We start from the raw sequence: 10,329 nt of genomic DNA on the forward strand, positions 1-10,329 counted from the left end.
CACGTATGAACTTTTCAATTGTCGATTAGCTTTGCTCTCCATGCTACTCGTGTTGAGCAGCGGTACCGCATTTAGTAAGCAGACAATGCCTTATGATGCATGGCGTTTAGGATTCTTTGCGCCGGATTATATGGAAGTATGGGTTGAGACAGCTGATGTAGTTGATGTTAATAATCTTGTATTTCGACGAAGTGGCAGTGGTACTGTCGGGCTCCGATATCCAAGGGCATTCAATAATGGGGTTCCTCAGGTGTTTAAAGGTAATCCTAAAGGATGGCCTGAAAGGCCTGGGTGGGGTGCAGGTAAGTATGTGAGAGGTTCTGATTTGCCTAAAAAAATCTATGTTCGCTGGCAGTCTATGGTAGAACCAAAAACTTATGAGGCTTACATCGAGATCCCAGAATCAACTCGGGAGATGATGCGTAACAGTGTAGAGGTGTTCTGCCGTGCTGATGGCAAAGTAATAACAGATTACCGTGAGGCAATTGTAATTGGCCTTGCTCCTGGGGGTATTGCAAAAACTTGGGTCACCGGCCCATGCCTTAAACCTATCGAAGTCTCACGCACGCAAGCCACAGTTGATCCGCGCGGCCCTTACGAAGGTAAGTCCAATGGCCATTACAGGCCGCTCACTGATATATCCAAAGCGTACGTCGAGAAATTTGGCATACCGTACGAATCATGGTAGTTGTGCGGGCTTTCATGCACTGCAAGTGAGAACTTTTTAATTCTCAATTAGCTTTGCTCTCAGTGCTGATCATGTTGAGCAGCTGCGCCGGATTCGTTAGACAATTAGCTAGTCTATGGTGAAGAGCAATAATGAATGGGTCGCGTAATACAACATTGTTTGTGTGGGGAGTTTTTGATTTGCTCTACATCGCCTGGTACTCGATTGAGAGCTTTGTCAGAGGGAATATTCCCTATGTGACCGATATTTCCTCAACCTGGAGATTACTCCCTGATCACGGAGTTGCGGCATACATTTTTGCCTGCGGACAGTGGTTGCTTCAGATATCGCTAATAGTCAGCGCTGTACTCTTGTTGAAGCGGAGCACCCGTTTCATGTGGTTATATTATTTTCAAATACCTTTGCGGTTGGTCTATTACCTACCTTCAGTCTCTATCGTATTAATTGTTATTGGGTTCTTTGGCTCGTTCGGCATTTTCGTGTCCTTGATCCTTCTGGGTGGCTCGGAGATTGTGAAGGTTTACACGTTACGAAAATTTGTGAGTTAAGTAGGTTATGAAGTGTTCAGCTAAGTGGCGGCGGGATTGATCTTAGCAATGTAATCGTAATGGGTCAGAACGCTCCAGTGTATGCCTGCTGAGCTATTAGGGCTCAGCAGGCATCAATTGTTTAAGCCTCTTCTTCCGGTTTTGCCGGCTGTTGGTACCACTTCTCTTTGGGTACCCACTTCTCTTGTGCGGGGTCGCCGAGGTAGTGCGGCGACATAATCTGTACGCCGTACTCGTTGAATACGTCCTGTATGTTGGCGTGCAGTGCGCTCAGCAGTTCAGCGCGTGGGCGTGGCTGGCTGGGCATTGCATGGGCGACCAGACGATATTCCGGGTAGAAGTCTGACAAAGCAGTTTGAAACACCACCGCGCCCGGTACGCTGGATATGCCGGGTGTGCGCGAGGCTGCTTCCAGAAGCATCGCTTCGACCTGGCGCCAAGGGGTGTCGTAGCCGATGGTGACGACGGTATCGACGATGTAGCCTTTGCCGTCTACGGCGCGTGAGTAGTTCTTGGTTACGCCGCCGGTAATCATCGAGTTGGGGATAGTCAGTACTTCACCCAGGCCGGTGCGGATGCGGGTAGTGAACATGCCCATTTCGCTGACGGTGCCTTCGTGATCACCAAAGCGCACATATTCGCCGACGCGGAAGGTGTGCGAATACGTCAGGATCAAACCGGCTGCTGCTTGTCCGACAACGCTGGATGCGCCGAGTGAGATCATCAAACCGACCAGTACCGACAATCCCTTGAATGCCTCTGTACCGGCGCCGGGCAAATACGGGTAGGCCATCGCCAGGGCAAATAACCAGACTGCCAGCGAGGTGAGTTTGGTTGTCGGCGACAGGGTCTCGAAGTTCAGCCAGGTAAAGCTACGCCCAGCAGTTGCCATGCGGGTGAGCAGGCGTTTGGTGAAGTGAGTTGTCGCCCGGGCGAGCATGAAGATGCAAAGCGCAATCCCCAAACCGGGTATGGCGCCGATAACGCCGTGCACAATATAGCCAGCGATATCCAGCAAGTAGGCATTAAGGCTTTCGCCCCACGGGCGCGTGTAGGGAAAGCAGGACAGCACGAAGCTGATCCACTGGTATGTCAGCAGCAATATCAACAGCCAGCGTAAAGCCCAAAATATCCGTGAGATCAGCGGATACAGCTGGCGCGTATCAATCAGCTGGGTCTGGCCAACCTTGAGCGACATGTTATGGCGCTGCAGCAACTTAGGCAGTTGATCCAGCAGTTTGTTGCGCAGCAGCGCGATGCCGTTGAGCAGCAGGATGTAGATCACCGTGGCGGCAGCCGAATAACCCACAGCCTTGAACATGAAGTTCAAATCGCGGCTTTCCTGCGTTTCGCTGATTACCCGCTCCAGTTTGGCGGCGGCCGCTTTGGCCGTTTCCTGGGTAGACAACGGTGTGACGGGGTCAACGTCGCCCGGTGTGACAAAGAATGCCCGGTTGGAGCCCATCAGGATGACGTAGCTTTTTTGGACCTGATCGATGCTCACAGGCAGGTCGGTGTATTCGTCGAGTGCCTCATTGATAGCCGCCACTGCGCGGCGTTGCCGTAGCTGCGGCGTTTCACCGAGTAGCTCGGCGCGGAAGGTGAAGATGGTGCGGTTGGCTATTTTTAAATCGGCGGGTTCAGCATTGGGGTTGATGGTCCCTGATGTGTTGTTTGTCGGCGTTTCATCCTGCGCCCAACTAACTGAAAGTGTCATTACACTGAGACAGGCAAACAGCAAAACCTGAAGCAGATTACGCATGTGAGGCTCCTTACACATCGAAGATCAGGTATTGACCATAAAGTGACTATAGACGTCCGCCATTGAGGGCACTGAGCAGTCCTGTGCGCACAATGCCAGCCGGCGAATCAGCTTGGCATAACTGTATAGCCCAGCATTTGGCTTTTTATGCGTATTGCTGGCCAATTTTTGCCTGTGTCAGGGCCTTTCGCGCTGGTTGAGGCTGTAAATCGTCGCGTAATGATAGTTTGCATTGAGTGCAGGGCCGCTGCTGGGTATAATGACGCGCTTCCAATTTTCCCGTCTGGGAGCCCCCGCCATGCTGCGTATCAGTCAAGAAGCTCTTACCTTCGACGACGTTTTACTTATTCCAGGTTACTCAGAAGTTCTGCCGAAGGATGTGAGCCTCAAGACTCACCTGACCCGTGGAATTGAACTGAATATCCCGTTGTTGTCCGCCGCGATGGACACCGTTACCGAAGCCCGTCTGGCAATTGCCATGGCTCAGGAAGGTGGCATCGGCATCATCCACAAGAACATGACCATCGAGCAGCAAGCTGCCGAAGTGCGCAAGGTCAAGAAGTTCGAGTCGGGTGTGGTTAAAGACCCTATTACTATCGAAGCCAACGCCACTGTGCGTGATCTGCTTGAGCTGACCCGCCAGAACAACATCTCCGGTGTTCCGGTGCTGTCTGACGGCGATCTGGTTGGCATCGTGACTTCCCGCGACGTGCGTTTTGAAACACGCATGGACGCTAAAGTCCACGAAGTGATGACGCCGAAAGAGCGTCTGGTCACTGTTAAAGAAGGCGCCGCTAAAGAAGCGGCCCGCGAGTTGCTGCACAAGCACCGCCTCGAAAAAGTCCTGATTGTCGATGACGCGTTCAAGCTCAAAGGCATGATGACGGTAAAAGACATTGAAAAAGCCAAGGCTTACCCGCTTGCCAGCAAGGATGACCAAGGTCGTCTGCGTGTTGGCGCGGCTGTTGGTACTGGCGCTGAAACCGCTGACCGCGTAACCGCGTTGGCTGCTGCCGGCGTTGACGTGATCATCGTTGATACCGCGCACGGTCACTCCAAAGGCGTGATCGACCGCGTGCGTTGGGTCAAGGAAAGCTTCCCTGATATCCAGGTTATCGGCGGCAACATCGCCACCGGTGCTGCTGCCCTGGCGTTGGTCGAGGCGGGTGCTGACGGCGTTAAGGTCGGTATCGGTCCGGGTTCGATCTGCACCACGCGTATCGTTGCAGGTGTTGGTGTGCCGCAGATTTCTGCCGTTGCCAACGTTGCCGCTGCACTTGAAGGCACAGGCGTGCCATTGATTGCAGACGGTGGCATTCGTTTCTCCGGCGACCTGTCCAAGGCGCTGGTTGCGGGCGCATCCTGCGTGATGATCGGCTCGATGCTGGCGGGTACTGAAGAAGCGCCAGGTGAAGTCGAGTTGTTCCAGGGCCGTTCTTACAAAGCCTACCGCGGCATGGGTTCGCTGGGTGCAATGGGTCAGGCGCAAGGTTCGTCCGACCGTTACTTCCAGGACTCATCCGCAGGTGCCGAGAAATTGGTGCCGGAAGGTATTGAGGGCCGTGTGCCGTACAAGGGCGCTATGGCGGCTATCGTTCATCAGCTGATGGGCGGCCTGCGTGCTTCGATGGGCTACACCGGTTGCGCGACTGTTGATGAGATGCGCACCAAGCCTGAGTTCGTTCGCATTACTGGCGCTGGTATGGCTGAGTCGCACGTTCACGATGTGCAGATCACCAAAGAAGCACCGAACTACCGCGTCGGTTAAAAATCACTTTGCTGCTCGCATGCGCAGGGCGGGTAAGGCGGGGTAAAGCGAGAGGGCGTTGTTTGCTGAGGCAAATAAGCCGTTCGCGCTTTACCCCCTTGCCATACTCGCCAGTGCAGAAGCAGCAAGGTCATTTTTGAAAAGTTTATGAAGTACGGGGCTGAGTTGATCGGCCCTTTGTCATTTGTGCATTCCGCTACGAGAGACGGCTATGGCTCACCCTGATATTCACGCCCATCGCATCCTGATTCTGGATTTCGGCTCCCAGTACACCCAGCTGATCGCACGTCGCGTACGTGAAATCGGGGTTTACTGCGAATTGCACCCGTTCGACATGAGCGATGAAGACATCCGCGCTTTCGCTCCGCGCGGCATCATTCTCGCCGGTGGCCCCGAGTCTGTTCATCAAGAAGGCAGCCCGCGTGCACCGCAGGCTGTTTTCGATCTGGGCGTTCCGGTCTTCGGTATCTGCTACGGCATGCAAACCATGGCCGAGCAACTGGGCGGTAAAGTGCTCGGTTCCGACGTCCGCGAATTCGGCTATGCCCGCGTAGACGTTGTCGGTAAGGCGCGCCTGCTGGACGGCATCGAAGATCATATCGATGACGACGGCGTATTCGGTCTGGACGTGTGGATGAGCCACGGTGACAAAGTCACCAGCATGCCGGAAGGCTTCCACGTTCTGGCCAGCACCCCGAGCTGCCCGATTGCCGCCATGAGCGACGACTCGCGTGGCTACTACGGCGTGCAATTCCACCCAGAAGTGACCCACACCAAGCAAGGCGGCCGCATTCTGTCGCGCTTCGTGCTGGAAATCGCCGGTTGTGAAGCCCTGTGGACTCCGTCGAACATCGTTGAAGATGCCATCGCCACGGTTCGTGCTCAGGTGGGTGACGCCAACGTATTGCTCGGCCTTTCGGGCGGTGTCGATTCCTCCGTGGTTGCCGCGCTGTTGCACAAGGCAATTGGCGACCAGCTGACTTGCGTGTTTGTCGATAACGGTTTGCTGCGCCTGCACGAAGGCGAGCAAGTGATGGCCATGTTCGCCGAGAACATGGGCGTCAAGGTAATCCGCGCCAACGCTGAAAAGCAGTTCCTGGATAACCTGGCTGGCGAAGCCGATCCGGAGAAAAAGCGCAAAATCATTGGTCGCACCTTCATCGACGTGTTCGATGCCGAAGCCTCGAAGCTGGAAAACATCAAGTTCCTCGCGCAAGGCACCATTTACCCGGACGTGATCGAGTCTGCTGGCGCTAAAACCGGCAAGGCACACGTTATCAAGTCGCACCACAACGTTGGTGGCCTGCCTGAGGAAATGAACCTCAAACTGGTCGAGCCGCTGCGTGAACTGTTCAAGGACGAAGTGCGTCGCATCGGTCTTGAGCTGGGTCTGCCGTACGACATGGTTTACCGTCACCCATTCCCGGGCCCGGGTCTGGGCGTGCGGATTCTCGGTGAAGTGAAGAAGGAATACGCCGACCTGCTGCGTCGTGCCGACCATATCTTCATCGAAGAGCTGCGCAACTTCGACTGGTACCACAAGACCAGCCAGGCATTCGTGGTGTTCCAGCCGGTCAAGTCGGTTGGCGTCGTCGGTGACGGTCGTCGTTATGCATGGGTTGTTGCACTGCGCGCTGTAGAAACCATTGACTTCATGACCGCTCGCTGGGCGCACCTGCCTTACGAGCTGCTGGAGAAGGTCAGCAACCGCATCATCAACGAGATCGAAGGCATCTCCCGCGTCACTTACGACGTGTCGAGCAAGCCACCGGCAACGATCGAGTGGGAATAACGGTTGGCTAGTGCGCTAGCCTGACGTTACCCGAACCCGCGAATAACCAGCCTTGCAGCTGCTCATTCGCGGGTTTTTTATTGCCTGCACAGTCCGGCGTTTGGCCCGCGCCGGCTGTACGCTCTTAACTCTCAGTGGCTGAGAGAGCTGCGCGGTTCCTGCACTTCAGCGGTGCGACACAGTGGCGCTGATGGCGGGCGTTGTTGTGGTCGTTAACCCGGATCGTTGCGTGTTAAAATATTCTCATTCCGCTATTCACAGAGTCATCAGCTGAGAGGCTGATGCCGCAGCCTTTATGACATTAGCCGTTTCCCGCAGAGGAGGCGCTGGTAACCGTCGCCTGATGGGCTCATGAATGTTGGCTAAAGGAGTCCATTTACATGTCGTTCACGCGTAGACAAATTCTCGCCGGGCTGGCTGGCTTAACCGTCGTTGGCCTGGGTGCCGGTGGTGCACGTTATTGGCTGGGCCGCCCGTTTGATCGCAAGACCCACGATTACGAGTTGATCGCCGCGCCCTTCGACATGGAGCTGGTTCCCGGCCATAAAACCCCGGTGTGGGGCTTTGGCCCGCAAGCGCCGGGCACCGAGATTCGTTGCCGTCAGGGCGATCTGTTGCGTGTGCGCTTTATCAACAAGCTGCCGGAACAAACCACGATTCACTGGCACGGCATGCGCATCCCGCTGGAAATGGATGGCGTGCCTTATGTATCGCAATTGCCGGTACTGCCAGGTGAGTATTTCGACTATCAGTTCGTCCCGCCCGATGCCGGTAGCTACTGGTATCACCCACATCTGGCCAGTTCCAAGCAGCTGGGGCGCGGATTGGTCGGGCCGTTGATCATTGATGAACGCGAGCCGACCGGCTTTGCGCATGAGCGCACACTGAGCCTGAAAACCTGGAATGTTGATGAAGAGGGCGCATTCACCCCGTTCAGCATTCCCCGTGAAGCGGCGCGCGCCGGCACACGGGGGCGGCTGTCGACAATCAATGGTGTGCCGCGTCCGGTGATCGAGCTACCTGCCGGGCAGGTGGTTCGCCTGCGGCTGATTAACGTCGACAGCACCATGACCTACCGTATAAACCTGCCCGGCGCCGAGTCGCGGATTTATGCGCTCGACGGTAATCCGATCGAGCCGCGTGATCTGGGCAAGGAATACTGGTTGGGCGCGGGAATGCGGCTCGATCTGGCGCTCAAGGTTCCGGCAGAGGGCACCGAGTTGTCACTGCGTAACGGGCCGTTGCGTTTGGCGACAATCAAGAGTGTTGCCAGCACTGATGCGCCAGCAGAGTGGCCGCCAGCATTGCCAGCCAATCCTGTGGCCGAGCCCGACCTGGCCAAGGCTGAAACCATCAAGTTCAACTTTGAATGGGCGGCGGCATTAGCAGACCCGAATCAGGCGGGGCCAGCTCAGTATTGGCAGATCAACGGCCAGGCCTGGGATATCAATGACAAAACCTGTGCGGATCGGCCAATCGCCACGTTGAAGCTGGGCAATCACTACATTTTCGAGCTGCGCAATATGGCGCAATACCTGCACCCGGTGCATTTGCACGGCATGAGTTTCAAGGTGATCAGCTCCGACCGCAAGAAAATCATCCCGTACTTCACCGATACCTACCTGCTCGGCAAGAACGAGACGGCGCGCATCGCCTTTGTCGCCGATAATCCTGGGGTGTGGATGTTCCACTGCCATGTGATTGATCACATGGAAACAGGCCTTATGGCGGCGATAAAGGTAGCCTGATGCGTCCGGTTAAAATCATTGATCGCACTCGCGATGCCCACTTCATGCGTGAAGCGCTGGCGCTGGCCAGTCAGGGCGCTGCGGTCGGTGAAGTGCCGGTCGGCGCGGTGCTGGTTCAGGATGGCGAGATTGTCGGGCGTGGCTTCAATTGCCCGATTACCACCCATGATCCCAGCGCCCATGCCGAGATGGTGGCGATTCGTGATGCGGCTTTGCAGCTGACTAACTACCGCCTGCCGGGTAGCACCTTATACGTGACGCTTGAGCCGTGCAGCATGTGTGCAGGGCTGATTGTTCATTCGCGCATTGAGCGGGTTGTATATGGTGCAACCGAGCCCAAAGCCGGTGTGGCCATCAGCCGTGGCGAGTTCTTCAATCAGACGTTTCTAAATCACCGCGTGATGATTGAGGGCGGCGTGCTGGCAGATGAGTGCGGCGCGGTGCTCACCGAATTCTTTCGTGCGCGGCGGGCCAGCAAAGGCCAGTAATAAGCCTTCGAGGTTGCAGCTAAGTGGCTTTGGATAGCGTGCTTAGAGCGGCGAGGTTTCTTTCTTCAGGTTGTTCTTGTCGATGCCGGGCACGTGGATATTGCTGTCGACGACCTGGCTGTCTTCCAGCTGTGGCTGAGTTACCCAGGTGAGAATGTCGTAGTAGCGACGGATGTTGCGCACAAAGTGCACCGGCTCACCGCCGCGGGCATAGCCATAGCGGGTTTTACTGAACCACTTCTTTTGCGACAACCGCGGCAGAATCTTCTGCACATCGAGCCATTTGTTCGGGTCGAGGCCTTCGGCCTGGGTCAGCTTGCGCGCATCTTCAAGGTGCCCGCCGCCGACGTTGTAAGCCGCCAGCGCAAACCATGTGCGATCCGGCTCTTTAATGCTGTCTGGCAGGCCTGCCTTAACCTTGACGATGTATTTGGCGCCGCCCTGAATACTCTGCTTGGGGTCGAGTCGGTTGGACACGCCCATTGCCTGCGCCGTGCGCAAGGTCAGCATCATCAGCCCGCGCACGCCGGTTTTCGAGGTGGCCGTGGGCTGCCAGAGTGATTCCTGATAACCCATTGCCGCGAGCAAGCGCCAGTCCAGCGAGTGATTCTTACCGGCATCGCGGAAGAATTGCTCGTAACGTGGGAGGCGATTTTGCAGGTGTTGAGCAAAGGTGTAGGCGCCAACGTAGCCAAGTACATCAACGTGGCCGTAGTAGCGGTCTTTCAGGCGTTTCAGGCTGCCGTTCTCGTTGGCGCGCTGGAGGAAGGCGTTCATCTCATCAAGCAGGCTGTGGTCTTCACCGCCGGGCACGGCCCAGCTCAAACCCAGTTCGTCGCCAAGGTCGAAGGCCACGCGAACGTTGGGGAAGTACACCTGATTCATCGACAGCTCATTTGAGTCGACCAGAGTCAGGTCGATCTGGCCTTCATCGACCATGCGCAGCAAGTCGACCACTTCCACATCGGAAGACTCTTCGTAGGCGAGCATGGGGTACTGGACTTTGAGCATGGCCAGCTGGTTGGCGTGACTGCTGCCTTTAAGCACCATGATTTTCTTGCCGATCAAATCTTCGGGGCGAGTAGGGCGGCGATTACCATGGCGGTAGATAACTTGCGGGGTGACCTGCAAATAAGGCTTGGAGAATTGAAACTCGCTTTTGCGGTCCGCGCTGGAGGTCAGGCCAGCCGCCGCTAAAGAGGGGCCATCCGGTGCCTTTAGTCGGGAAAATAGTTCGTCGAGGTTGTCAGCGGTCTGAATTTCCAGCTTGACCTTGAGGTCAGCCGCAAAGCGTTTAACCAGTTCGTACTCAAAGCCGGTTTCGCCGTTGCGGTCCTGGAAGTAGGTGGCCGGGCTGTTGCGGGTGATCACGCGCAGGACTCCCTCCGTCTGCACACGCTCTAGTGCGCTCGGAGGTTTTTGTTCCTCGGCGCAACCACTGAGCTGCAGAAGGATACCGATCACTGCCACCCAGAAGGTGCAGTGCTTGCGGATCACAGATTGGGCAAACATCCATGCAGTATACGCAAAGCTTG

7 protein-coding genes are annotated in these 10,329 nt (G+C 56.0%); 5 read left to right on the top strand and 2 right to left on the bottom strand.

Going from position 1 to position 10,329, the window contains the following annotated elements; all coding sequences use genetic code 11:
- Window positions 1-40: 40 nt before the first annotated feature.
- On the top strand, window positions 41-688 hold the full coding sequence (locus tag FEZ62_RS14275; protein WP_242454969.1) for a DUF2931 family protein: 648 nt from the start codon (window positions 41-43) through the stop codon (window positions 686-688).
- 669 nt (window positions 689-1,357) lie between these two features.
- Here the strand turns inward: FEZ62_RS14275 and FEZ62_RS14280 are convergent.
- The gene (locus FEZ62_RS14280; protein WP_069899585.1) at window positions 1,358-2,998 is read right to left on the bottom strand and encodes a mechanosensitive ion channel family protein; all 1,641 of its coding nucleotides are present in this window, start codon (window positions 2,996-2,998) and stop codon (window positions 1,358-1,360) included.
- Between the two features lie 298 nt (window positions 2,999-3,296).
- Here FEZ62_RS14280 and guaB point away from each other — a divergent pair, with 298 nt between their 5' ends.
- The 4 genes from guaB to tadA all read left to right on the top strand — a co-directional run bounded on the left by guaB (window position 3,297) and on the right by tadA (window position 8,794).
- Window positions 3,297-4,766, top strand: a complete 1,470-nt coding sequence (guaB, locus tag FEZ62_RS14285) for an IMP dehydrogenase (protein WP_069899584.1) — start codon at window positions 3,297-3,299, stop codon at window positions 4,764-4,766.
- Window positions 4,767-4,977: 211 nt separating this feature from the next.
- On the top strand, window positions 4,978-6,558 hold the full coding sequence (gene guaA / locus FEZ62_RS14290; protein WP_069899583.1) for a glutamine-hydrolyzing GMP synthase: 1,581 nt from the start codon (window positions 4,978-4,980) through the stop codon (window positions 6,556-6,558).
- 380 nt (window positions 6,559-6,938) lie between these two features.
- Window positions 6,939-8,306, top strand: a complete 1,368-nt coding sequence (locus FEZ62_RS14295) for a multicopper oxidase family protein (protein WP_069899582.1) — start codon at window positions 6,939-6,941, stop codon at window positions 8,304-8,306.
- The gene (tadA, locus tag FEZ62_RS14300) at window positions 8,306-8,794 is read left to right on the top strand and encodes a tRNA adenosine(34) deaminase TadA (protein WP_172928398.1); all 489 of its coding nucleotides are present in this window, start codon (window positions 8,306-8,308) and stop codon (window positions 8,792-8,794) included. Before FEZ62_RS14295 ends, tadA begins: the two co-directional genes overlap by 1 nt.
- A 42-nt stretch (window positions 8,795-8,836) precedes the next feature.
- Here tadA and mltF read toward each other — a convergent pair whose 3' ends face one another.
- Window positions 8,837-10,306, bottom strand: coding sequence for a membrane-bound lytic murein transglycosylase MltF (gene mltF, locus FEZ62_RS14305; protein WP_172928400.1), 1,470 nt, complete (start codon window positions 10,304-10,306; stop codon window positions 8,837-8,839).
- Window positions 10,307-10,329 lie beyond the last annotated feature (23 nt).

It is taken from the genome of Pseudomonas sp. MS19, from assembly GCF_013277615.1.
Classification (GTDB): Bacteria; Pseudomonadota; Gammaproteobacteria; order Pseudomonadales; family Pseudomonadaceae; genus Aquipseudomonas; species Aquipseudomonas marincola.